Annotated in this window: 19 protein-coding genes; 7 read left to right on the top strand and 12 right to left on the bottom strand. The window is 61.4% G+C overall.

Annotated elements, in window-relative coordinates:
- Positions 1-54: 54 nt before the first annotated feature.
- Positions 55-510, top strand: coding sequence for an Lrp/AsnC ligand binding domain-containing protein (locus ACQ4W7_RS05600; protein ID WP_010393827.1), 456 nt, complete (start codon positions 55-57; stop codon positions 508-510).
- A gap of 201 nt (positions 511-711) precedes the next feature.
- Positions 712-2,271 carry a methyl-accepting chemotaxis protein gene (locus ACQ4W7_RS05595; RefSeq protein ID WP_436529069.1) on the top strand — a complete coding sequence of 520 codons (1,560 nt, stop codon included), beginning with the start codon at positions 712-714 and terminating at the stop codon, positions 2,269-2,271.
- A gap of 50 nt (positions 2,272-2,321) precedes the next feature.
- Here the strand turns inward: ACQ4W7_RS05595 and ACQ4W7_RS05590 are convergent, their stop codons facing one another.
- Complete coding sequence (locus ACQ4W7_RS05590; RefSeq protein WP_034752642.1) at positions 2,322-3,302, bottom strand: LysR family transcriptional regulator; 981 nt, start codon at positions 3,300-3,302, stop codon at positions 2,322-2,324.
- Between the two features lie 193 nt (positions 3,303-3,495).
- On the opposite strand from ACQ4W7_RS05590, the gene ACQ4W7_RS05585 reads away from it, so the two are divergent.
- Positions 3,496-3,801 (top strand): hypothetical protein, encoded by a 306-nt coding sequence (locus ACQ4W7_RS05585; protein WP_426075102.1) that lies wholly within the window; start codon positions 3,496-3,498, stop codon positions 3,799-3,801.
- A 65-nt stretch (positions 3,802-3,866) separates the two neighbouring features.
- On the opposite strand, the gene ACQ4W7_RS05580 is transcribed toward ACQ4W7_RS05585, so the two are convergent.
- The 5 genes from ACQ4W7_RS05580 to ACQ4W7_RS05560 all read right to left on the bottom strand — a co-directional run bounded on the left by ACQ4W7_RS05580 (position 3,867) and on the right by ACQ4W7_RS05560 (position 7,086).
- Positions 3,867-4,487 (bottom strand): chalcone isomerase family protein, encoded by a 621-nt coding sequence (locus ACQ4W7_RS05580; RefSeq protein WP_436529067.1) that lies wholly within the window; start codon positions 4,485-4,487, stop codon positions 3,867-3,869.
- 100 nt (positions 4,488-4,587) lie between these two features.
- The gene (locus ACQ4W7_RS05575) at positions 4,588-4,854 is read right to left on the bottom strand and encodes a YfhL family 4Fe-4S dicluster ferredoxin (protein ID WP_034752637.1); all 267 of its coding nucleotides are present in this window, start codon (positions 4,852-4,854) and stop codon (positions 4,588-4,590) included.
- A gap of 14 nt (positions 4,855-4,868) precedes the next feature.
- The gene (coaD, locus tag ACQ4W7_RS05570) at positions 4,869-5,366 is read right to left on the bottom strand and encodes a pantetheine-phosphate adenylyltransferase (RefSeq protein ID WP_034752633.1); all 498 of its coding nucleotides are present in this window, start codon (positions 5,364-5,366) and stop codon (positions 4,869-4,871) included.
- A gap of 100 nt (positions 5,367-5,466) precedes the next feature.
- Positions 5,467-6,126, bottom strand: a complete 660-nt coding sequence (gene rsmD / locus ACQ4W7_RS05565; protein ID WP_426075100.1) for a 16S rRNA (guanine(966)-N(2))-methyltransferase RsmD — start codon at positions 6,124-6,126, stop codon at positions 5,467-5,469.
- 69 nt (positions 6,127-6,195) lie between these two features.
- Positions 6,196-7,086: a DUF6279 family lipoprotein gene (locus ACQ4W7_RS05560; RefSeq protein ID WP_436529064.1), complete on the bottom strand. Its 891-nt coding sequence runs from the start codon at positions 7,084-7,086 to the stop codon at positions 6,196-6,198.
- A gap of 42 nt (positions 7,087-7,128) precedes the next feature.
- Between ACQ4W7_RS05560 and glmU the strand changes: the two genes are divergently transcribed.
- A complete protein-coding gene (glmU, locus tag ACQ4W7_RS05555) occupies positions 7,129-8,505 on the top strand; it encodes a bifunctional UDP-N-acetylglucosamine diphosphorylase/glucosamine-1-phosphate N-acetyltransferase GlmU (protein ID WP_436529062.1) in 1,377 nt (458 codons plus the stop codon).
- Positions 8,506-8,937: 432 nt separating this feature from the next.
- Here glmU and ACQ4W7_RS05550 read toward each other — a convergent pair whose 3' ends face one another.
- Both ACQ4W7_RS05550 and ACQ4W7_RS05545 read right to left on the bottom strand, forming a co-directional pair.
- Complete coding sequence (locus ACQ4W7_RS05550; protein ID WP_436529060.1) at positions 8,938-10,638, bottom strand: ShlB/FhaC/HecB family hemolysin secretion/activation protein; 1,701 nt, start codon at positions 10,636-10,638, stop codon at positions 8,938-8,940.
- A gap of 4 nt (positions 10,639-10,642) precedes the next feature.
- A complete protein-coding gene (locus ACQ4W7_RS05545) occupies positions 10,643-16,528 on the bottom strand; it encodes a YDG domain-containing protein (protein ID WP_436529058.1) in 5,886 nt (1,961 codons plus the stop codon).
- Between the two features lie 65 nt (positions 16,529-16,593).
- On the opposite strand from ACQ4W7_RS05545, the gene ACQ4W7_RS05540 reads away from it, so the two are divergent.
- Positions 16,594-16,788: a hypothetical protein gene (locus ACQ4W7_RS05540; RefSeq protein WP_436529056.1), complete on the top strand. Its 195-nt coding sequence runs from the start codon at positions 16,594-16,596 to the stop codon at positions 16,786-16,788.
- Between the two features lie 101 nt (positions 16,789-16,889).
- Here the strand turns inward: ACQ4W7_RS05540 and ACQ4W7_RS05535 are convergent, their stop codons facing one another.
- A complete protein-coding gene (locus tag ACQ4W7_RS05535; RefSeq protein ID WP_436529054.1) occupies positions 16,890-18,923 on the bottom strand; it encodes a sensor histidine kinase in 2,034 nt (677 codons plus the stop codon).
- Between the two features lie 53 nt (positions 18,924-18,976).
- Between ACQ4W7_RS05535 and ACQ4W7_RS05530 the strand changes: the two genes are divergently transcribed.
- Positions 18,977-19,678: a response regulator transcription factor gene (locus tag ACQ4W7_RS05530; protein WP_426075094.1), complete on the top strand. Its 702-nt coding sequence runs from the start codon at positions 18,977-18,979 to the stop codon at positions 19,676-19,678.
- A gap of 298 nt (positions 19,679-19,976) precedes the next feature.
- Here the strand turns inward: ACQ4W7_RS05530 and ACQ4W7_RS05525 are convergent, their stop codons facing one another.
- A complete protein-coding gene (locus ACQ4W7_RS05525; RefSeq protein WP_426075093.1) occupies positions 19,977-20,450 on the bottom strand; it encodes an Lrp/AsnC family transcriptional regulator in 474 nt (157 codons plus the stop codon).
- 161 nt (positions 20,451-20,611) lie between these two features.
- Here ACQ4W7_RS05525 and glmS point away from each other — a divergent pair, with 161 nt between their 5' ends.
- A complete protein-coding gene (glmS, locus tag ACQ4W7_RS05520; protein WP_436529051.1) occupies positions 20,612-22,441 on the top strand; it encodes a glutamine--fructose-6-phosphate transaminase (isomerizing) in 1,830 nt (609 codons plus the stop codon).
- A gap of 335 nt (positions 22,442-22,776) precedes the next feature.
- Here glmS and ACQ4W7_RS05515 read toward each other — a convergent pair whose 3' ends face one another.
- Both ACQ4W7_RS05515 and ACQ4W7_RS05510 read right to left on the bottom strand, forming a co-directional pair.
- Positions 22,777-23,316 (bottom strand): hypothetical protein, encoded by a 540-nt coding sequence (locus tag ACQ4W7_RS05515; RefSeq protein WP_436529049.1) that lies wholly within the window; start codon positions 23,314-23,316, stop codon positions 22,777-22,779.
- Between the two features lie 370 nt (positions 23,317-23,686).
- The gene (locus ACQ4W7_RS05510; protein WP_436529047.1) at positions 23,687-23,995 is read right to left on the bottom strand and encodes a hypothetical protein; all 309 of its coding nucleotides are present in this window, start codon (positions 23,993-23,995) and stop codon (positions 23,687-23,689) included.
- Positions 23,996-24,129: the final 134 nt, after the last annotated feature.

Here is a 24,129-nt window from a genome sequence, read left to right as displayed (position 1 = left end):
ATAGTTTTTGATGCGACAATTTAACCAAATAATATTAATTTGGGGGTGATGGTAATGCTGGACAAGATCAGTAAGAAAATCTTGATGGAATTGCAGAGCGATGGACGCATCAGCAATGTGGAGCTGGCCGCGCGCGTGAACCTGTCGCCGGCCGCCTGCCTGGAGCGCGTGCGCAAGTTGCACGAATCCGGTTACATCATGGGCTATACGGCCCAGTTGAACCCGCAGTTGCTCGACGTGTCGCTGCTGGTCTTCATCGAAGTGGTGCTTGATCGCACGACGCCGGAAGTGTTCGACGCCTTCAAGCATAGCGTACAAATCATTCCAGAGGTACTGGAATGTCATATGGTGGCTGGCGGCTTCGATTACCTGGTCAAAGCGCGCGTCAAGGACATGGCGGCCTACCGCGAATTCCTGGGTAAGACCTTGCTGCAAAAAGGTGTGCGGGAAACCCACACTTATGCCGTCATGGAAGAGGTCAAAAACACCACCAAATTGCCAATTAAGTGACCTCGGTGTAGCCAGCCCACTTTTCTGATTGAGCTATCGGAACAATTGTTGTAGGGTAGAACTACACACTGCTATCCGGTAGCCGCCTGAAACGCCGCGCAGACGTTACGTTCAGGGTGCAAGGTGGGCAATCGTGCCCACCCGCATACGGTTACAGCACGTCCCCGCCGGGACGTGACGGGTTCGCGCAGCGGGGGACAAATGAAGCAGTTGCAGCACCAACTGGTGCGTTTCCTTGTATTCACGATCCTGGCCATGGCCGTGGCCTGTTGCCTGGCCTATCTGCTGCTGCTCTCGGGCGGCGACCATCCCTATCTGATTGCCTGCGTGGCCGCCGCCGTTGGCGCCGCGCTACTGGCGTTCTCCGGCCACCCGCGCGGTGAGCCGGGCTTGCACCAGTTCGCCGACACGGTGGGCAATGCCATCGACGCCATCATGATCGGCGCGGCGGAAACCTCGTATTTTGTCGATTCCGTCAAACAGAAGGTGGAACTCGATGTGCGCACGGCCAGCGACATCGCCGACAGTTCCATACAAAATGCCGCGATGACGGAAAAGATCGCCGACAATGCGGAACGGGCTGCCAAGGTGGCCGCCGGCGTGCGCGTGGAAAGCGTGGCGGCGCGCGCCGAAGTGGATCAGGGCTTGCGCCGCATCAATAACGCACGCGAGGAAGCGCAAGGCGCCTCCAGCAACATGCTGAGCTTGCAGGAAAAATCCAAACGCATCACCGGCTTTACGGAAGCCATTTCCGATATTTCCGCGCGCACCAACTTGCTGGCGCTGAACGCCGCCATCGAGGCGGCGCGCGCCGGCGAACACGGACGCGGTTTTGCCGTGGTGGCCGGTGAAGTGCGGCAATTGGCGCAGCGTACCAAGGAAGCCTCCGATGAAATCAGCGTGATGGTGCGCGAAATCAATGAACAGTCGGAAAAAGCCGCGCGCGGCATGACTTCGTTGGCGGCGGGCGTGACGGAAGCGGCGCGTAATGTGGAAAGCGTGCATGCTTCGCTCAGCCATATCGAGGAATCGTCGGGCGTGTCGGAAGACGCGATCGGGCAAATCGCCCGCGCCTCGCGCGAACACGTCGACACCACGCAGCTGATCACCGACGCCATCCTGCAAATCCGCGACAGCATGCTGTCGACGAATGCCGAATTGCCGCGCGCCACGCAGTCGGCCATGGCGCTGGCCGAGCGGGCCGAAGTGATTGCCAGCGCCCTCGGTGAATCGAGCGTAGCCACGCCGCACGACGAGATCCGTGTAGCGGCCCAGCGCGCGGCGCGCGAGGTGGGCAAACTGTTCGAGCAAGCCATCGCTTCCGGGCGCATCACGCGCGAAGCCCTGTTCGACCGCCATTACCGGCCCATCCCGAATACCAATCCGCCCAAGCACAACACGAAGTTCGACGCATTTACGGACAAGGTGCTGCCGGACCTGCAGGAAGGCGTGCTGGCCGCCCTGCCCCATCTGGCGTATGCGGGCGCCGTCGACACCAATGGATACTTTCCAACGCACAACAAGAAGTTTTCCCAGCCCCTGACGGGCGACTACGCCACCGATATAGTGAATAACCGCACCAAGCGCATCTTCAGCGACCGCACGGGCAAACGCTGCGGCAGCAATACCAAGCCGTTCCTGTTGCAGACGTACAAGCGCGACACGGGCGAAGTCATGCACGATTTATCCGTGCCCATCCACGTCGATGGCAAGCACTGGGGCGGTTTCCGTATCGGTTATCGCTCAAGCAACCATGCATAGCAAAACGCCTGATGAGTCATCATCAGGCGTTTTTCTTGAGTCGGTTACGGTTACTCAATATGCGGCTTGGGTGCCACGCCGCCGCCGGCCGCCGTGGCCGTGCGCAAGGTGGGCGTGTTCATGCTTTCCAGGTGGTTGCGCAGCCATTTGTGGGCGGGGCTGCGCGCATCGCGCTCGTGCCACAGCATATCCAGGTGAACGGCCGGCAAGGTCAATGGCAAGTCCTTGTACAGCAGCGACTCCGTCATGCCCGTCGAGGCGATCAGGTGGCGCGGCAAGACCGTGATCAGGTCGGAATTGGCCACCACGCGTCCGGCCGTGAAGAACTGGTTGACCGTCAACAAGATGCGCCGCTCGCGGTGGATCTGCGACAGTGCCTCGTCGATCAAGCCATGCGCGCGGCCGGAAAAGCTCACCAACAAATGGTTCGCCGCGCAATAGTTATCCAAGGTCAGTTCCTTGTCGGCCAGCGGATGACCGCGCCGCATCACGCACACATACTTGCCGGAATACAGGCGCTCATGGCGGATGGGCGAACCCGTTTCGCTCGACAATTGCGCTGCCACGCCGGGAAAGAAGCCCACGGCCAAGTCGATATCGCCGCGCAGCAACATGGGACGCGGTTCGCGCGTGGTCAGCGGCATCATGCGCACGTTGACGCCCGGCGCTTCGCGTTCGATCGAACGCATCAGCGAGGGCAGCCAGAAGGCGGCGGTCGCATCGGCCATGGCCATGCGGAAAGTGGCATGGGTTTTCGACACGTCGAAGGTTTCCGGCGTGACGGCCGCTTCCAAGCTGGCCAGGGCCGAGCGCACGGACGGCCACAGCGCTTCGGCGCGGGGCGTGGGTTTCACGCCATACGCCGTGCGGATCAGCAATTCGTCACCGAGGCTCTCGCGCAGGCGTTTGATGGCGTTCGATACCGCCGGCTGCGTCATCGCCAGGTGGCCGGCTGCGCGCGTCAGGTTTTGTTCCGTCATGACGGCGTCGAAAACGCGCAGCAAGTTCAGATCCAGCGTCAGAAAACTCATGGAAAGCCCAAGATAAAAGTTGAATTGATTACTTCAGAGTGTAAACCGCGCCGGGCACGAATATTTTCACTCGTCAAAAAAATAATACATTTTTCCATTCACGATTCATATAAATGGTATCAAGAAATGGAATTAGATTTATATGTTGCACTGCACTATAGTACTGGCAAATTCTATAATGCACTGGAACAGTATGTCTACCTTCGCCTCCGCCCTGTACGCAGTTTCCGCACCCGTGCTGGAGATTTCCCTGCTGAATGCCCTGCAACTCGTGCTGGTAATCGTCGCCGTGGGCGCATTCGCCCTGCTGTTCAAGCCTTTGCTGGTGGGCATCGCCCGCGCCATGCTGCTGCTGGTGCGTCCCAAGCTGAGCCGCGAAGAGCGCCTGGCGCGCCAGCAGATGCGCGAAGCGCAAGCCTTGCAACGCACCTTGGGCAAGATGGATGGCGTGTCGCCCAGCAATGCGGCCGAATTGCGCGCCCTGTCGACGCGCGCCTGAGCGATCAACTGTTGCGCAATGACAAGCCGGCGTGAGCCGGCTTTTTTACGCCCGCCGCCAGCCGATTACGCCACGTCGCCCAGCAAGTGCGCGCGCAATAAGGTGTCGGCCGGATGGATACCGATCCAGATTTTCAGCAGCGCATTGTAAAAGGCCAGGTCCGGCACGGTGTCGCCCACCTGCTTGCCGTTCAGCTTGCACAACGTCCCCTCTTCCGGCAGCCAGTCCACGGTCAGGATGTCGCCCTTTTTCAGGCCGGGCACCATGGCGAACATGGCACCGAACTGCATCGTCTGGCTCAGCAGGCGTGTGCGGTCGGCCTGGTCGGAACTGCGCTTCAAGCCCTGCATGAAGGATTGCCCCAGCTCGTCGGAACTGATGTCGCGCAGCATGATGATCTCTAAACGCCGCGGCCCGGGCAATGCCAGGATGTCGGCCAACTGGGTTTTCTTTTCCGGCAGGTATAGTGCGATCGTATAGATCTTGAAGATGACCTTGTAGCGCACGCCGGCGCCGTTGAGTTTGAGTTCGCGGCTGGCCAGTTGCACCGTGTCGTCCAGCTTGACGCCGCCCACTTCAACGGCCAGCGCTGGTTGTGCCAGGGCGGCGCACAGGCCCGCGCACAGGCCCGCGCACAGACAGGCGGCGGCCAGGGAGCGGCCCAAGCGGGATGTGCTTATTTGCATCTTCTACCTCCGTGGAAACCATGGGCTGTGGATAAGTCAGCACACAGTGTAGAACAGTTGGCAGAAGCTGGCGCCACGGACAGTGGCGTGGGAGAAAGGCTTAGGTTTTTGCCGCAGGCAGTTCAGCTTGCAGTCGTTCGTACTTGGCCATCAATTGCTCCGGGCTTTCGCGCCAGGCGGGATTGAAGGGGATGCAACTGACGGGGCACACTTGCTGGCATTGCGGCTCGTCAAAGTGGCCCACGCATTCGGTGCACTTGTTGGGGTCGATTTCGTAGATTTCCGCGCCCATGTAGATCGCGTCATTCGGGCACTCGGGCTCGCAAATGTCGCAATTGATGCATTCGTCGGTGATCAGTAATGCCATGATTTCACTCTTACTTATTGCGATGATGCAGCGTTGGCGGCAATCTTGTTTTGCAGCCAGCGGTTCACCGAGGGGAAGACAAACTTGGAGACGTCGCCGCCCAGCGCCGCGATTTCGCGCACGATGGTGCCCGAAATGAACTGGTACTGGTCGGAGGGCGTCAGGAACATGGTTTCGACATCGGGCAGCAGGTAGCGGTTCATGCCCGCCATCTGGAATTCGTATTCGAAGTCGGAGACGGCGCGCAAGCCGCGCACGATGACGCGCGCTTCATGCTTGCGCACGAAATCCTTGAGTAAGCCGGAAAAGCTTTCCACTTGCACATTCGGGTAATGACCGAGTACTTCGTTGGCGATTTCCAGGCGTTCGTCGAGCGAGAAAAACGGTTGCTTGTTCTTGCTGTCAGCCACACCGACGATCAGCTTGTCAAACAGACCCGATGCGCGGCGCACCAAATCTTCATGACCGCGCGTGAGCGGATCGAATGTTCCTGGATAAACGGCTACAACCATTGCGGCTCCCTAACGATGCACCAATATAGACGCGCATTATGCCTGAAATTGGTGCTGCGCCTCGGGGCAGGGAGCTTTTTTGCCTCATTTATAGGCAGATTCAGGTAGTTGACGGCACTTTGTTGTAAGTTAGCAAATGATAATAAACGGTGCCGGCTTTGTCGGCACGGATGACTTCCCAGGGCGCCATCCACTCGGGTTTTTCCAGTGCATTGCTGTCGTCGAAGACCAGCGGCAAGCCCGATTCCGCGTAGACCATGCCGCCTTCCTTGAGCAGGTTGGCGCACAAGGGCAACACTTTGGCGAGGAAATCCTGCTGGTAGGGCGGATCGAGGAAGATCAGGTCAAAACGCTGACCGCGCGATGCCAGACCTTGCGCCGTCAGCAGGGCGTCGCCGCGCAGCAGTTGCACGTTGTCGGCACGCAATTTCGTCTTGTTTTCTTCCAGCTGGCGGATCACGGGTGTGTGCGTATCGACCATGGTGACGGCGGCGGCGCCGCGGCTGGCCGCTTCGAAGCCCAGTGCGCCGCTGCCGGCGAACAGGTCCAGCACCTGGGCGTTGGCCCAGTCGCCATCGCGCAAGTGATTGATCCAGTTGAACACGGTTTCGCGCACGCGGTCCGGTGTCGGGCGCAAGCCCAGTGCCTGCAAAACAGGCAGCACGGAGCGCTTCCACTGGCCGCCGATGATGCGCACCTGGTTCGGTGGCGGCGCATGGTGGACGGGGACTTTGGCGGGTTTTTTAATCTTCTTTTGCATGGGGATTTCTTCAATTCGATGGCGGCCACTATAGCATATGGCCCCACCTCCCCTGCTGCTGCTACCTGTCTATTTGGGCGCGCTGGCCAGGGAATTGAAATCGTCGATCCAGCCCTGCATGCGCTTGATGGCGTGGGCTTTTTGCGCCGGCGTGGCGATCTTGATCACCGTCAAGACCATTTGCGCCGTGCTCGCTTCGTAACTGTCAAAAAAAGCCTTGCGCTCCGAGTGTTCCAGGCGCTCGAAACTGTCCTTGATCAGGGTCGTGACCAAGGCCGCGGCTGCTTCCTTGCCGAGCTTTTCCTGGTGGACTTTCTTGACCAGATTCAACACATTCTGCTGGCGCCGCATGCGTTCGTCGAGCCAGATGTCATTGTTCAGCGGACGCGCGTCGGATGCCTTGCGTATGATGGCTTCCTGCTCACTGCTGAAGCTGCCGAACCACAGTTCGAATTGTTCCATGGCCTTCTTGTAGCGCAGTTTCTGGCGTTTCTCCTGGTCGCCGCTCAGGTATTTCTTGCGGTAATCATCATTATTTGACTTGAACTTCTTTTCCATCTGCGCAATTTGCTCGGGCTTGAGCGAGCGCGCCAGGTCGGCCAGTTCGGGCGCTGCCTTCAGCAGCAGCGCCTGGGTGCGCTGCTTGATCTCACTGTAGTCGGCCATCAGGTCCGCCTGCGTGATATTGCCTTGCAACTGCTTCTGGCCCGTGCGCAGGATTTCCACGTAATCCTTCAATTGCGTCTTGCGGTGCCAGTCGAACATCTTCTCGATGTCGTCGCGTACCCAGCCCTTCTGGTCGCGGTCCAGGTCGACATACGCGTTCAGCCACCAGTACAGCACGGTATCGCCGTTGTTGTAGGCCAGGCGCAAACCGCTGCAGCCGGCCATGACGACCAGCAACAAGGCCAGCACGGCATAAGTAAAACGCCCAAAGGGCGTGGAAGACGGGGCGTGCATGTTAAACTTTTGCATATTCTTAACTTATAAAAATTACGGTCTATGAACGTTGTCATTCTCGCTGCCGGTATGGGCAAACGCATGCAGTCGGCCCTGCCCAAGGTATTGCACCCGTTGGCGGGCAAGCCGCTGTTGTCGCACGTCATCGACACGGCGCGCGGCTTGGCGCCGTCCCGATTATGCGTGATTTACGGCCATGGGGGCGCAGCGGTGCTGAAGTTGCTCGACGGCTACAACGCCAGCCATGCCGTGCAGATCGACGCCGCTGAGCAGGCGCAGCAGCTGGGCACCGGTCATGCCGTGCAGCAGGCGCTACCTTTGTTGGACGACACGGTGCCGACCTTGATCCTGTACGGCGACGTGCCGCTGACCAGCGCCACCTCCCTGCAGCAGCTGGTGCAGGCGGCCGGTAAGGACAAGCTGGCCATTCTGACCGTGGAACAGGACGATCCGTTTGGCCTGGGGCGCATCGTGCGCGATAACGGCGCCATCGTGCGCATCGTCGAGGAAAAGGATGCCACGCCGGAAGAGCGCGCCATCCGCGAAATCAACAGCGGCATCATGGTCGCGCCCACCGTGCAGCTCAAGCAATGGCTGTCGGCTTTGTCGAATGACAATGCGCAAGGGGAATACTATCTGACCGATATCGTCGCGCAAGCCGTCGCCGATGGCGTGAGCGTCACCTCGGCCCACCCGGCTGCCGTGTGGGAAGTGGCGGGCGTCAACAGCAAGGTGCAACTGGCGCAGCTGGAACGCATTCACCAGAACAATATTGCGCAAGCGCTGCTCGAGCGTGGCGTGACCTTGCTCGACCCTGCCCGCATCGATGTGCGCGGCGAACTCATTTGCGGCCGCGATGTCACCATCGACGTCGGTTGCGTGTTCGAAGGCCGCGTGGAACTGGGCGATGGCGTGCGCGTGGGCGCCAACAATGTCTTCATCAACGCTAGCGTGGCGGCTGGCGCGCATATCAAGCCGTTCTGCCACATCGAAGACGCCGTCGTAGGCGCCGCTTCCATCATCGGCCCCTACGCGCGCCTGCGCCCGGGCACGGTATTGGCGGAAGACGTGCATATCGGCAACTTCGTCGAAGTGAAAAACAGCCAGATCGCCGCGCACAGCAAGGCCAATCACCTGGCCTATATCGGCGACGCCACCATCGGCTCCAGGGTCAACATCGGCGCAGGCACGATTACCTGCAACTACGATGGCGTGAATAAATTCCGTACCGTCATCGAAGACGACGCTTTTATTGGCAGCGACAGCCAGCTGATCGCACCCGTTACCGTCGGCAAGGGCGCCACCTTGGGCGCCGGCACGACCTTGTCGAAAGATGCGCCTGCCGGCAAGCTGACCGTTTCGCGCGCGCGCCAGGTGAGCATCGACGGCTGGACGCGTCCCGTGAAGATCAAGAAATAAGCGAAACCTCCACATTTGCACACAGGCAGGCCTAGCGGCCTGCCTTTTTTATTTGTGGATAACTATGTGGGTAAGCCGCTGCACAAGTAGCGGATAAGTCTGTGTGCAAGCGCCTGCATAAGCTGTTGGCAAGTTTGTACAAATCGCCTGGCATGCGCCTGTCACTTCATTTTTTTTCGATTTCAGCGGGTTATCAGCATCGCAGCCGCATTTATCTGCGCATTGTGGATAACTTTGTGTGTAAGCCTGCGGATAAGCGCTGGATAGCCTTGGTATAAATGGGGATAACTGTCTTTCGTCTGCAGCACCCCCTGGTGTTGCTGTGGGTAAGCCTGTGGAAAAGCCCTGCACAGGCGGTGGATAGCTGGTGGGTAAGTATTGCGTTAAATCAAGCAACAGCCGAAAGCCAGGCTACCGGCTGTTACCGTCATATCAGAAGTGGCGATTGAGCTCGATCCACAGGCGGGCCGAACTGCGTGAGGCGATCAGGGCAGGCGTGCTGCCGAAGGGCTTGGCGAAATATGCCCGGGCATTCCATTGCTGCCCGCCCGCCCAGTTGACGCCCAGCCCGGCGCCGTGCAGGCGCGCGCTGTTCGGGCCGGCCGACCAGCGCTGCTGGTTGACCGTCACGCGTGCGCTGTCGATGAAGGCCACGGCTTGCCATTGTCCCGCGTCGCTGGCGCTGAGTGCATGTCGCCATTCCGCGCTGCCAAAATAGCCGAGGTCGCCAGCGGCCACGCCCACATCGTAGGCGCGCACCGTGTACGGACCGCCCACGCTCATCTTTTCGGATGAATCGAGGTTGCTGTCCGCCCACTGCCCGGCGAGCGTCAGATACATGGCGTTGCGCTGGTCCAGGTTTTGCAGGCGCGACAGGTTGACGTTCCATTTCGCGTACGTGCCATGGCTGCGTGCGCTGAAGGCATCGTTCAGGCGTGCCAGCGGGTCGCTGATGTCGAGCTTGCCAGCAGTGGCGGCCACGCTCCAGCTGGTGAGGGCGCCAGCCAGGGCGGCATCGCGCACGTCGCCGCCGAGCGTGGCGCTCAAGTTATCCAGGCGACGGTCGCTGCGCATGGCGCTGGCATCGATGCGGTCGCGCAAGTGCACCTGGTCATATTGCAGCTGGACAGACATATTCGCATCGCGGCTGCGCAGCAGCGGATGGCGCAACCAGCCACTGGCGACCTGGGCCGTTCCATGCGCTTGCAGCGGGCGCATGGCGCCTTGCAGGCGGTAGCGCAAGGCGGACATGCTCACCCCGGCGCGCGTGCCTGCGCCGTTCAGCAGCAGGTCATAGCCGAGACGGGCATAGTACATACCCTTGCCCGAGCTGAGCACGCTGGCGCTGGCCACGTCGGCCTGGTGCAGCGGGTTGTACAGGTACAAGGTGGCGCCGGCGCGGGCGCGGCCCGTGTAACGGTTGCCATTGTTATCGAGGAAAGCATTGCCTGCCACGCCAGGGCCGGACCAGGCATCGACCAGCAGGTCGGAGCTGCCAACTTCGGCGCCGGGCTTGAGCGTGGCCGTGATGGCGACATTCGGCATGTCGGACAGCAGCAGCAAGCTGCGGTCGAGCCCCGCCTGGCTGATGGTCTGGCCCGTTTGCAGCGGCGCCAGGGTGGCGTTCAGCAAGGTATCGCTGACGTCGCTCTGGTTGGCGATGCCCACCTGGCCATAGCGCGCTTCGAGTACCTCGATGCGCACGATGCCCTGGCGGATGGTCTGGGCGGGCACGATGGCGCGCGCCAGCGGATAGCCGTTGACGCGGTAGTAGTTGGTGATACGGGCGGCCAGTTCGCCCAGCTGCTCCAGCGACAGGGTCGTGCCGTGGGCGCTGGCGACGAGCGCCTGCAAGGTGGCCGTATCGAATGCGCTGTTGCCGGCGATATCGATGCGCGTGACGAGAAATGGCGCGCTGGCGGGCAGCGGCGCGCCCTCTTTCTGTTCGATGCGCAGCGCTGGCGCATTGGCTGGCGCATTGGCGGGCGTGGCCGGCTGCAACTGGCGCAGGATGGCACCCGCATCGGGCACGGCCAGGATGGTTTGGGCGGCGGCGCATGGCGCGAAGGCCAGCAGCAGCAGGGACAGCAACGGTTGTTGCAGCAGGTGTCGCGGAGTCGATGGATGAGTCATGGTGTTATTGATTTACGTTGAGCATGTTAGCGGGCAGCTTGACGCCGCCCAGGACCACTTGCAGGGCCGGGCCGCGGCTGCCGATCTGCATGGTGGTGTTTGGCATGGCATTGCTGGCGGCACCAGTGTCGGCCGGGGCGTCAGTCTGCGTGACGGTGATGGTGGGGGCGGCGGCCGGCGTGCCGGGATGGCTGCCGGCAAAGCTGCCCAGCACTTGCGCCTGTAGTTGCACCACGGCTGCCTGGGCCGGCGGCGGCAGGGTCGCCGACTGCAATGTCAGTGCGCCGGTATTGCTCCCGGCTTGCACGAAGGCATAGTCGGTCGAGCTCAGGCCGCTACCGGTGATGGCGTAGTTGCCGGCCGGGCTGCTGGCCGTTGCCGGGCTGTTCCAGGCCAGGGTGCCACTGGTGGCGTCCGCCAAGCTATCGTTGCCGAGCAGGCCAGTGACACTGCCGCGCAAGCCATTGGGCGTGCGGCCACTCGTCAAGGTCACGGGGCCGGCCGTGTAGAGCAAGCTGGCCTTGGCGATGTCGGCCGTGACATTCCCTGGCTGTATCAGGTCATAGTTGGCCGCGTCCGCGTCCGCGCCCTGCAAGCTGAAACCGCCGACCGTGACGGTTTTGCCGTTGCCAGCGTGCTTGTCGGCAAACGCCGCGCTGCCGCCCGTCACGCCGAGCTGGTCGTCGCCCAGCGCCAGCACCGTGGCCTTGCCCGTCAAGGTGGCTTGATTGGTGGCGTCGTAGACTTTGTTGGCCGCGCCCACGCCGGTGACGACCATGCTGGCCTTGGCGATGTCGGCCGTGATATTGCCTGGCTGTACCAGCACATAGTTGGCCGCGTCCTCACCCTGCAGGCTGAAGCCGCCGACGGTGACGGTTTTGCCGTTGCCGGCGTGCTTGTCGGCGAACCATGCCGTGCCGCCCGTCACGCCGAGCTGGTCGCCGCCCAGCGCCAGCACCGTGGCTGTGCCCGTCAGTGTGGCGCCGGTCGTGGCGTCGTAGACTTTGTTTGCGGCACCCACGCCGGTGACCAGCACGCTGGCCTTGCCGATGTCGGCCGTGATATTGCCTGGCTGTACCAGCTCATAGTTGGCCGCGTCAGCGCCCTGCAAGCTGAAACCGCCGACCGTGACGGTTTTGCCGTTGCCGGCGTGCTTGTCGGCAAACACCGCGCTGCCGCCCGTCACACCGAGCTGGTCGTCGCCCAGCGCCAGCACCGTGGCCTTGCCCGTCAAGGTGGCTTGATTGGTGGCGTCGTAGACTTTGTTGGCCGCGCCCACGCCGGTGACGACCATGCTGGCCTTGGCGATGTCGGCCGTGATATTGCCTGGCTGTACCAGCACATAGTTGGCCGCGTCCTCACCCTGCAGGCTGAAGCCGCCGACGGTGACGGTTTTGCCGTTGCCGGCGTGCTTGTCGGCAAACGATGCGCTGCCGCCCGTCACACCGAGCTGGTCGCCGCCCAGCGCCAGCACCGTGGCCGTGCCCGTCAGTGTGGCGCCGGTCGTGGCGTCGTAGACTTTGTTTGCGGCACCCACGCCGGTGACCAGCACGCTGGCCTTGCCGATGTCGGCCGTGACATTCCCTGGCTGTACCAGCTCATAGTTGGCCGCGTCCTCACCCTGCAGGCTGAAGCCGCCGACGATCACGGTTTTGCCGTTGCCAGCGTGCTTGTCGGCAAACGCCGCGCTGCCGCCCGTCACGCCGAGCTGGTCGTCGCCCAGCGCCAGCACCGTGGCCTTGCCCGTCAAGGTGGCTTGATTGGTGGCGTCGTAGACTTTGTTGGCCGCGCCCACGCCTTGCACGTTCAGCGTGGCGCGGGTGATGGTGGCGCGGTGCTGGCCGCCTTCCAGCGTGTAGTTGCCAGCCAGGCCACCCTGGCCATCGGCCAGCATCAGGGTGCCGTTATTGATGTGCTTGTTGGCGCCGGCGTTCTTGTTGTCGAGTTTGCCAATGCCAGACAGCACCAGGCTCTCGCCGCTGACCAGGCCGCGCAAGGTCAGCAGGCCTGCGGCGATGTCGCGGCCGCCGTCGTAGGTGCGCATGCCATCAAGATTGAGGACGGCCCGGTTGATCGTCAGCGCACCGGCTCGCAGATCGATGTCATAACCTTGCTGGCTGGAATACAGATAGCTGCCGCCAGCTTGATGGCTACCGGCGTTGCGTGCGTTGCCATACAGACCGCTGGCGGCGCTCAGGACGAGTCCGGAGCTGGCGGCACCAGCCACCGAATACTGCGCATTGTTCAAGCCTCCGACGTAGAGCTTGCCATCATAGGTCTTGCTGACGCCATCGCTCGTCACGGTCAAGGCGCTCAGGAAGCTGCGCAGCAGCGGCGCCGTCTGGCCTTCATAGATGCGCCAGACGGCATGGCTGCCGCTGGCGGACGCCATGTCCCAGCCGTCGAAGCTGGCTTGCGAGCGCATCTGTGCATCGCTCAGGGCACGCACATTACTCAGCGTGCCTTCGTTGCCACCGATGCCAGGCGCCGTGGCCGCGCCGCTCCAGAAGCTGTCGCGCACGATGCCGAAGTTGTTGCCAACCAAGGCGCCGGTCGTCGCATTGCCGTGCACGGCGCCCGTTGCGTAGCTGTTGCTTACGCTGTCATCCGGGTTGCTATTGAAACCAAGCAAGCCGCCGACATCGTAGTCGCCGCTGGCCACGCCACTGGCGTAGCTGTCGACGATGGCGCCATCCACGTTGTAGCCGACCAGGCCGCCAGCATTGTCCTTGACGGCGGTGGCGTTGCCGGTGGCGTAACTGCCGCGTACCGTGGCGATGATGCCATCGTCGCCAGTATTGGCTCCGACCAGGCCGCCTACGTTGCGAAATCCGCTGGCGTTACCGGTGGCATAACTACCCGTGATGGTGCCACTGTAGTTCTCGCCCACCAGGCCGCCCACGCGGTTTTCGACGCCGACGACCGTCCCGCTGGCGTGGCTGCCGCTGACGCTGCCATGGTCAATTTCACCGATCAGGCCGCCCACCCTGCCGCTGCCGTTGACATTGCCGCTGGCGTGGCTGTCATTGACGGTGCCCTGGTAGTTTAGGCCCATCAGGCCGCCGATGCTGTCGTCACCGCTGATCGTCCCGGTGGCGTAGCTATTGCTGACCAGGCCGGCATTCGCCCCTACCAGGCCGCCAACATAGTCATCGCCGCTGATCGTCCCGGTGGCGTAGCTATCGCTGACCAAGCCGGCATTCGACCCTACCAGGCCGCCAACATTGTCCTCTCCGCTGATGCTGCCGCCGAGCATGCCGACATGGCTGATGACGGAACCTGCCTCCGTGTAGCCGATCAGTCCTACATTCTTGGTATCGGGCAGGTTGATATACAGGCCGCTGATGGTATGGCCCTGGCCGTCCAGGCTACCCGTGAATGCGTTGTCGCGCGTGCCGACGGGAATGAAGCCGGCTTCGCCCCAGACGCCCTTGTTGCCCGCCGTGCTGCTGGCATCGATGTTGGTGCCCAGCACATACGCGGCACCCGGCGCCATGGCCATCAATTGCAGTTGGTGCGCGTTGCTCACCGTCGTCGAGTATTCGGACGCGCGCATCGGATAGGTGGCGCCCGGCGCTCCATCGGCATTGTTCAAGCCGCCGTCCACGTTGACCAGCACCCAGTTGTTGCCTGGTGCGCCAGGCGTGGTGGTGAACTGAAAGCCTGTAAAACTGCTGGCCGTGCGCATCTGCGCATCCGTCAGGCCGCTACCGTCACTGGAGGTGGCCTGCCCGGTACCGTCGATGGACCAGAAACTGTTGCTGACCTTTTCGCTGGAGGCATTCGCGCCGATCAGGCCGCCGACGCCGTAGCCGCCGGGGGTGATGGTCAGACGGCCCGCAGCGAAGCTGGTGTCGACCATGCCCCAGTTGATGCCGACCAGGCCGCCAATATACGTCGTTCCCGCCACGCTACCCGTGGCATAGCTGTTGCTGATGCTGCCGCTATTGCTGCCGACCAGACCACCGGTCTGCGCATGGCCCACGACTGCGCCGGTGGCGTGGCTGTTGGTGATGATGCCATTGTTTTGCGCCACCAGTCCGCCGCTGACGGAATAGCTGCTGACATCGATCGAGGCATAGCTGTTGTTGATCGTGCCCCCGTTCTTGCCCACCAGGCCGCCTGCCACATAGTTGGCCCAGATGCTGCCTCCATTCATGCCGACGTTCTGGATCAAGGCCTCCTTGGTGGTGATGGAGAACAAGCCGCTACCCGTGTTGCTGGAGGAGTGCAGGCTGAGCTGATTGATCGAGTGGCCGAGTCCGTCAAACACGCCGCTGAAGCCCGTGTCGCCGCCCAGTGGGGTGAAGCCCGAGCTCCAGTTGAGTTGCCAGCCGGCGGCGGCTGAGGCGTCGATATCGGCGCCCAGCACATACTTGCCGTCCAGTTTGCCATTAATGCCTTGCAAGTCGGTACCCGTGACGCTGCCGAACGCGCCCAGGGCGGTAATCACCGTGTAGTCGGTGCGTGTGCCGTCCGCGCCCAGTTTGGTGCTGAAATTTTGTCCGGCGGGCAGATGCACCTGGGCGCCGCCACCCAGTTGATACACGGCCGTGTTGCCGACGGCAACGGCGCCCTGGCCATATTCCAGCGCCAGGCTGGCCGTGCCGGAACCATTCAAGGTGGCATTGATGTTGATGTTGCGCTGGGCGTTCAAGGTCAGCGCATTGGCCGACCAGCTGACCTTGTCGTTGACGTGCACGTCGCCGGCTGTGCCGGCGCTGCCTTGCGTGCTCTGGATCACCACATTGCCATTGCGCAGATTGGCCGACAGGGCGGCGCCGCTGATATCGCCGCCACTGGCAGCAATGGTGAAATCGACCGGGTCGATCAGCCAGGTGCCGGCGCGGCCCTGGGGGGCAGCGGTGCTGATGTGCACGCCGTTGTCGATCTTCACGTGGGCGGCGCTCGTTTCGATGAAGCCGCCATTGCCGCCGGTAGGGGCGCTGGCATTCAGTGTGCCGGCCACGTGGGTGGTGCCGGCGGCCATGCCGCCGAGCAAGATGATGCTGCCATCGCGCTGTTCCACGCTGCGCGCCTCGATGACGCCCGTGTTGTTGACGACGCTGGCCAGCAGGGAATCGCGGGCGCCAGCGCTCATCAGCACCTGGCCGCCATCGGCGCGGATCAGCCCGCCGTTCTCGGCCAGGTTGTTCAGGGTGCTTTGGTCGATCTGCAACTGCAGCAGGCGCGCGCCGTCAAAACTCAGGGTGGCGGCGCTACCGGCGCCCAAGGCAACCGTGCCCAGGCGTGCCGAAATGCTGCCCTGGTTGCTCACTTGCCGGCCCAGCAGGGCGATATAGCCGCCATCGGCCGCGCGCAGCGTGCCTTCATTGATGACCTGGCCCGTGCCATTGCCGCCGAACGCGTGCTTCGAGCCGCCCAGGCTGGCGTTGTCGACGTCGAGCGTCGAGGCCACCAGGCCGCCCACATTGACTTGCGCGCCGCGGCCGAACAGCACGCCGTTCGGATTGATCAGGTACACCTGGCCGTTCGCGTTGACGCGCCCCAAGATTTGCGTGCCGTTGTTGTCAAAGATGCGGTTGACGGCCAGCGCGCTGGCCGAGGGCTGGACGAAGTTGACGGTTTCATTGGCGCCAACGTTGAAACTGTTCCAGTTCAGCGCCGCCTGCTGGCTCGATTGCCGGATGGTGGTGCTGTTGCCCTGCTGGCTGATGCTGGCCGTGCCTGCCACCACCTGCCCGCCCGTGGGAGCGGCCAGCGCCGGTCCTCCCAGCGCCAGCGCCGTCATGGCGGCAGCCGCTGCGGCCAGTTTGCGGCGGCTGCCCTTGCCGCCCCCGCGCGAGGTTTCCGCAACGGCGACCCAGGCGTTCAGGACGTGGCTCCAGACGAGACGGTATACGTGATTCAATGATCCATGACGATGCATTTGGTCGATCCTTGTTGATTTGAAAAAGAATGCCCTGACGCCAGGCTGGCGTGGGCAGAAACGGGATGAACATCGCTCAGGAATGCGGCCGGGGGCAGGCGTGGCCAATGCTGCTGCTGAAGAATGAACGGCGATGCATGTTTTTCCTGTGCTGTATCTGGTGGCGCCGATGGCTGACAGGAAAAGTGCGCTTCCCTGAAGTCATCTTTTTTGTTGTCTTTTTAAATATTAATGTTATAAAAAGTTACAAAAATTTCTAATGGGAAATATAGCAGAATGGAAGAATTTGAAGTTGAGCAAACCTGAGCGATTCCCGACTGATTTAGTCGGGAATGCCGGCGGCAATCAGGCAATCAGGCAATCAGGCGGGCAGGCGCAAGGCGAAGCTGATGGTGCCGTTGTTGCCGGCGCTGTCGAGGGTGACCTGGCCGCCGTGCAATGCGGCGATGCGCTGCACCAGGTACAGGCCCAATCCGGCACCAGGCTTGTGCTGGGCGATGCGGCCGCGGAAGTACTTCTGGAACAGGCGCGGGATTTCATCGGCAGGCAGAGGCTCGCCCGCATTGCTGACGACGATTTGCACGCGGCCGTCATCGAGCGTGGTGGCTTGCACGCGTATCGCCTGGGCCTGCGGCGCATGCCGGTCAGCATTGCTGAGCAGGTTGCGCAAGGCCACGCGCAGCAGGCTGGCATCGGCCACGACGCTGTCGGGCAGTGCCTGCACGCTGGCATCGATGCGGCCATCGGGCCATTCAGCCAGCACGGCGTGCAGCAGGGCGCGCAAGTCGCATGGCTGGGGACGGAACGTCGCCGCGCTCGTTTCCATACGGTCGGCGCTCAGGTATTCATCCACCAGTGCCGTCATGCGGCCGCTCGCTTCGCGCAAATTCTGGCAGCGTTGTAAGGTTTTTTCCCGTGGCGCCTCCGTGTTGCGGGCAATTTGCTGGGCCGTGGTGTTGATGATGGCCAGCGGCGTGTGGAATTCATGCGACACCATGGCAACGAAATCCTGCTGTTCTTCGCGCGTGCGGGTTTCTACTTCCAGGGCGGCACGCAATTCGACTTCGAGCGCGGCGCGCCGGCCGATTTCCTGTTGCAGCGCCAGCGTGCGCCGCGCCACCTGCTCTTCCAGGCGTTCATTCAGTGCGCGCACGGCACGCACGGCTTCGGCCTGTGCCCTGTCCTTGGCGCGGCGCAATTCGGCGTAGCGGCGGTTGAGGCGCAGGCTCATCAGCATCATGTGGACAAAGGCGCCCAGGGTGGCTGCATGGTTGGTCCAGAAATTCGGCGGCACTACGGCCATATTGCGCAGGAAGCTGATGATGACACCGGCGTAGAAGATGCCGAAAATGAACAGAAAGGCATGCGCCGGGCGGTGCCCGCGCAGCGCCAGCCAGCTGGCCAGCGTGATGAACAGAACGATCAGCGGCAAGGCCGTCATTTGCACCACCAGCACGCCTGCGGCATAGTCGCCGCGCAGCACCAGCAGCGCCCCGAACAGGGCGGCCGCAGCCGTGATGCCCACCACGGCACGGCTGAAACGGGGATACAGCGCGGGCAGCTCCAATTGTAAAGTGGAAAAACGCGCGCCGACGGCGATGGACATGGCCATCGATACGCCCAGCATGGGATCGGACAGCCAGTTCGGCATGGCGAAAATTTGCTGGGGAATGGCGATCGTCAGCGCTTCCGTGGTGGCATTCGTTAGCACGTACAGCAGATACCAGCCGCTGTGGGCTTCGCGCGTCATGCGCCAGAAAAAGATATGGAACAGGATCAGCAGCAAATAACTGCCGAACTGCAAGCCGTAATACAGGTATTCGCGGCGCGAGGACGCGTCGAAGCTGGCGCTGGGCAACAACGTCAGCTCCGTCGACATGGCTTTCTTGCTGTGCAGGCGTACCAGCCAGCGCTGCGGCTGACCTGGCGGCAACTGCACGGGAAACACCGCCTGGCGCGTATCGACGGGCCAGGCGTCGCGGCTCACGTCGGCGCCCGCCTCCTGCAGCAGCCAATGTCCGGCCTGATCCTGGCGATACAGGCGCACGTCATCGAGCACGGCGTTGCTAAAGCGCAACACCCATTCATCGGGCGACTGGGCTGCGCGCCTTACCTCCAGGCGCAGCCAGATGGCGTCCTGCGTATAGCCGGCACTGACGGCGCCAGGCAGCGGGCGCCAGCCTGACGCGGCCAGCGCGGCCTTGGGATCCAGTTGGCCGGACGTATCGCGCAGCATCTGCATGTGGCCGCTGGCCGACACGGGCTGCCCGCTGGACGGCAGCGTCAGTGGCGCCAAGACGGGCGCGGCCTCGCCGGCCAGCGCTGGCAGGCTGGCGAACAACAGGACAATGGCAAACAGGATTTTCATGGCGCAGGAGCTTATCATGCGGGGCATGATGCCCCTGCGGCTTGCTTCCCGGCAGCATGACGATCGGTTATCCTTGCGCCATGTTGAACCTCATTTTGCTTGAAGACGAAGCCGTGCTGCGGCAGGAGTTGACCGAGTTTCTCGGCGACAGCGGTTACCGCGTGACCGCCGTGGCCGACCTGGCCGCGTTTCATGCCTGTTACGCACCGGCGCTGCACTGTATCGCCATCATCGACCTGGGCTTGCCCGACGGCGATGGCATGCTGCTGGTACGCGCCTTGCGGGCGCAGGGGGAGCCCATCGGCATCGTCGTGTTTACAGCGCGCGGCACGACGCAAGACAAGGTGAATGGCCTGGGTGGCGGCGCCGACTATTACCTGCCCAAAAGCGCCGACCTGGATGAACTGGCAGCCACTTTGAGCGCGCTGGCACGGCGCCTGGGCGAACCTGCCGCCGCTGTCATCGCGGCGCCCGCCACGGCCTGGGTGCTGGAACTGGGGCCGCGCCGCCTGCTGCCGCCCAGTGGCGACGCCATTGCGCTGTCGCAACAGGATGTGACGGTGCTGCACGCCCTGATGGCCGAACCGGAGCGCATCGTCAGCCGCCAGCAGATCGTCCAGTCCCTGGGCGAGGATTTCCTCAGCTATGACCAGCGCCGCCTGGACACCCAGATCAGCCGCTTGCGCCGCAAGGCCGAGCAGGCCACCGGCATGACCTTGCCCATCAATACTGCCCGCAATGCCGGCTACCGGTTTTATGCCGACGCGCAAGTGCGTCGCTGAATGTACCGTTGCCATGCGTTGGTGGTTGTGGATAAGCCTGTCGATAAGTGGTGCAAAAGCCTGTTGGCAAGCTGTGTGAAAGTCACGCCGCTTACCTTGGTAAGTAGTGCCGCTGATGCGCGGGGCGCGCTTGCTGGCTCCGGTGGGGGCTCGTCAGGCTCTTCATTGAGCAGTATCTGCGTGGCATGACATTTGCCAGGTATTGCTTGTGCATAAGTTTGTGCAAAAGTATCGTATAAGCGGTGCACAAGGCGCGTATAAGCATGTGGGCAAGCGGTGGATAATCGGCGGATTAAAATCAGACGGCAATGCGTGTCTCGAACTTGCTGCGAAACGTGGAAAAATAGCTTTTCACGTTGCGCACATTGGCGTGCGCGGCAAACAGGCGGTGCGCCAGCGCGTGATACGCGGGCATGTCGGCCACTTGCACCATCAGCACGAAATCGGGACCGGGCGAGACGCGGTAGCATTGCAGCACGGCGGGCTCGTCCGCCACGAGCTGCTCGAATTCCGTCATGCGTTCCGCCGCCTGCACGTCGAGCGTGATTTCCACGATGGCCGTCAGGCGCGCGCCCACCAACTGCGGCGCAACGATGGCCACCTGCCGCTCGATCACGCCGCTTTCCGTCAAATGCTTGACGCGCCGCAAACACGTGGGCGCCGAGACATGCACCGCGCGCGCCAGCTCACTGTTGGTTTGCGATGCATCAATTTGCAAGGCGTTCAGGATGCGACGATCAATCTCGTCGAGGGTAATGTTGAGTTCGCTCATAGTTTTAACGAAATGGAGAATATATTGATTCTAAATGAAATAATATTTCATCGCAAAATAGTCGTGAAATATTCAGTCAAAAATATGCTAATTTAGAAAGCATATTTCATGCACTCTGCATTAGCATGCGTGCATTGATTAAATTTTAGACAGAGGTTTCCATGTGCGGCATCGTCGGCGCGGTAGCGCAACGTAATATCACTCCCATCCTGCTCGAAGGCTTGAAGCGTCTGGAATACCGCGGCTACGATTCCTGCGGCATCGCTTTGCACGCTGATGGCCGTTTGCAGCGTTCGCGTTCCACCTCGCGCGTGGCCGAGCTGGAAAAGCAGATCGCCGAAGAAGGCTTGAGCGGTTTTACGGGCATCGCCCACACGCGCTGGGCCACGCATGGCGCCCCGGTTTCCTTCAATGCCCACCCGCACTTTTCCCCGACGGAAGAGAACGCCCGCGTGGCGCTGGTGCATAACGGCATCATCGAAAACCATGACGAACTGCGTGCCGAACTGACGGCCCTCGGTTACGTCTTCCAGAGCCAAACGGATACGGAAGTGATCGCCCACCTGGTCGAGCACATGTATAACGGCGACCTGTTCGAGACCGTGCAGCAGGCCGTGAAACGCCTCGACGGTGCGTATGCGATTGCCGTGTTCTGCCGCGACGAGCCGCACCGCGTGGTGGCCGCGCGCCAGGGCTCGCCCCTGATCGTCGGCCTGGGCAACGGTGAAAATTTTGTGGCGTCCGACGCCATGGCGCTGGCCGGCACGACGGACCAGATCATCTACCTGGAAGAAGGCGACGTGGTCGACCTGCAACTGTCGCGCTGCTGGATCGTCGATGTCGATGGCAAGCCCGTCGAGCGCGAAGTGAAAACCGTGCATGCGCATACGGGTGCGGCCGAGCTGGGCCCATACCGCCATTACATGCAGAAGGAAATTTTTGAACAGCCGCGCGCCATCGGCGATACGCTCGAAGGCGTGACGGGCATCATGCCGGAACTGTTCGGCGACAATGCCTATGCCATCTTCAAGCAGATCGATCGCGTGCTGATCCTTGCCTGCGGCACCAGCTCGTATGCGGGCATGACGGCCAAGTACTGGATCGAAGCGATTGCCAAGGTGCCCGTCAGCGTGGAAGTGGCCAGCGAATACCGCTACCGCGACAGCGTGCCGCACCCGAACACCCTGGTGGTGACGATTTCGCAAAGCGGCGAGACGGCCGATACCCTGGCCGCCCTGAAACATGCGCGCAGCCTGGGCATGCTGCACACCTTGACCATCTGCAACGTGGCCACCAGCGCCATGGTGCGCGAATGCGCGCTGGCCTACATCACGCGCGCCGGCGTGGAAGTGGGCGTGGCGTCGACCAAGGCGTTTACGACGCAGCTGGCCGGCCTGTTCCTGCTGACCCTGTGCCTGGCGCAAGTCAATGGCCGCCTGTCCGACGAACAGGAAGCGGCGCACCTGAAAGCCATGCGCCACTTGCCCGTCGCCATCGCTTCCGTGCTGGCGCTGGAACCACAAATCATCGCCTGGTCCGAGGAATTTTCGCGCAAGGAAAACGCCCTCTTCCTGGGGCGCGGCATGCACTACCCGATCGCCCTGGAAGGCGCCTTGAAACTGAAAGAAATTTCCTACATCCACGCCGAGGCCTACCCGGCCGGCGAGCTGAAACACGGCCCGCTGGCCCTGGTAACGAATGAAATGCCGGTCGTTACCATCGCGCCCAACGACGCCCTGATTGAAAAGCTCAAATCGAACATGCAGGAAGTACGCGCCCGCGGCGGCCAGCTCTACGTTTTCGCCGACGTGGATTCCCGCATCAGCTCTGGCGAAGGCTTGCACGTCATCCGCCTGCCCGAGCACTACGGCGACCTGTCGCCGATCCTGCACGTGGTCGCGCTGCAACTGCTGGCGTATCACACGGCACTGGCGCGCGGCACGGATGTGGATAAGCCGAGGAATTTGGCGAAGTCAGTGACGGTGGAGTAAGCAGGCCGGATTCCGCCTTTCATGTATTCCGGCTCATTAAAGTCGTAAATGGTTCATTAAAGTCGTAAATGAGCCATGTGTTCGACTATATGGAAAGGTTTTGCAATCCACGGCTGCGGCATTCCACCATCGCTTATCTCAGCCCAGTACATTTTGAAAATCTAAAACGCGCCTAGCGGAAGTGTCCGTGAGGACGGAGGAAGGCCACAGGAGTGTCTACAATGGTCGTGGTGATTCACGGTTCTGTTCTATGGAAAAGGGAGACCGTTTAGGCCACGCGCTCGCACTCGGAATGCAGCTCATTTCTTGTCGCCTTTGGTGCTTGCCGCTTCACATCACGGACATGCGGCATTCGCTAGGCCCCCGGTGTTGCAAGCGTTGAGGTAGCTTTGCGCCACTGCGGGCGTCAATTTACCGCCCGCCTGTGCGTTTATGAATGCTGTGCGACAAGCGCTTTGACCGTTGGCCCCCGGGACAATTGCTTGAGCGTTCATGCGTTGAACATAGCTGACGGGGTTGACACCACAGAGCAGGGCGTTGTTTTGCGCGACAAACGCTCCGGCAGCGTTCCGGACTATATTGGTCGCCTGTTCGCAGTTATTGGCCTGAGTGCGCACTGTCAGGTGGAGAGTGGTGGGCGGGTTCACGCCATTTGGCAGGAGGCCGAAGGTCAAGTGAACGTCGGGTTGTGCGGCCGTCAATTCACACACTTGCAGGTTTTGCGTAGCAGGGCTGAGGCTTTTGCAGAGGCCGCTGGCGGCGGCATTGCCATAAAACGCCAGCGATGGGCATCGATTTGGAGCCTGCGCCAAAGCACCGGCGGAGGCGGACAACAGCGAAACGGTCATTGCTGCAAGACGCATCTGGGATTTCATCTTGTTCCTTTCGACTTGGTTAAATGGTTGAGTCTGGTATCTCGAATTAAGGTCCGGCTCGTAGCTCTAGGATATAAGAAGTACAAATCCTATATGTTTATACTAAAGAGAAGCTATTCAAATGTAACAATATTAATTATTTGAAAATATCGTTGACGTGCATCGGTGGTGTCCCGTCCTAACTGAGGACAAGTACGCTTTCCAGCTATCGGGGATGTTATCTGCTGATGCGATAGCACTCTTGATCCTTTCCTTGAGCGGCAAAATCATCAATCCGGCTGCCGTGCGATCGTCCCGATTTCGGCTCAGGAAGTACGGATCGTCTTCGGTCAAATGTTGCAAGGCGTCAAACAGGGCTGTTATTTGCGCCTCAGTGAAATTCTTCGTTTCTCCATACCTCGGTACACCGAATGGATCTGCTCCAATGACGATCGTTCACTAAACGGTCTACACGTTTGCTCAGTATGAATCGGCTAGTCCGGATTGGTTCTACTTCGAAGTGGCGTCCAGCAACTGACATAAATTCCGACTTGCCCATTCCTGGCTCTCCTAAGACCACTTTTGCGCCATCGAGTGCCAGAAATTCTATTTCACTAAATTGCCGAAAGGTCCCATCGTCTTGATGCAACTGGATTCGGCGTGGAAGATAATTCTGATGAATGCCTTCGGTTTCTGCCATGAACGGCCCCTCGATTGCCGGCTTTGGATGTACCAATATGATGATGAAAAGGTGCAGTGATTATGACGTAGCCGGGAGACAGAGAGTATTTTTGCGCGAGAGCATTCTCTGTAATGCGTTCCAGTACCTGCGCC

This window comes from Janthinobacterium algoris, from assembly GCF_051380935.1.
Taxonomy (GTDB): Bacteria; Pseudomonadota; Gammaproteobacteria; order Burkholderiales; family Burkholderiaceae_D; genus Janthinobacterium.
This window is presented reverse-complemented; position numbering and strand designations above follow the sequence as displayed.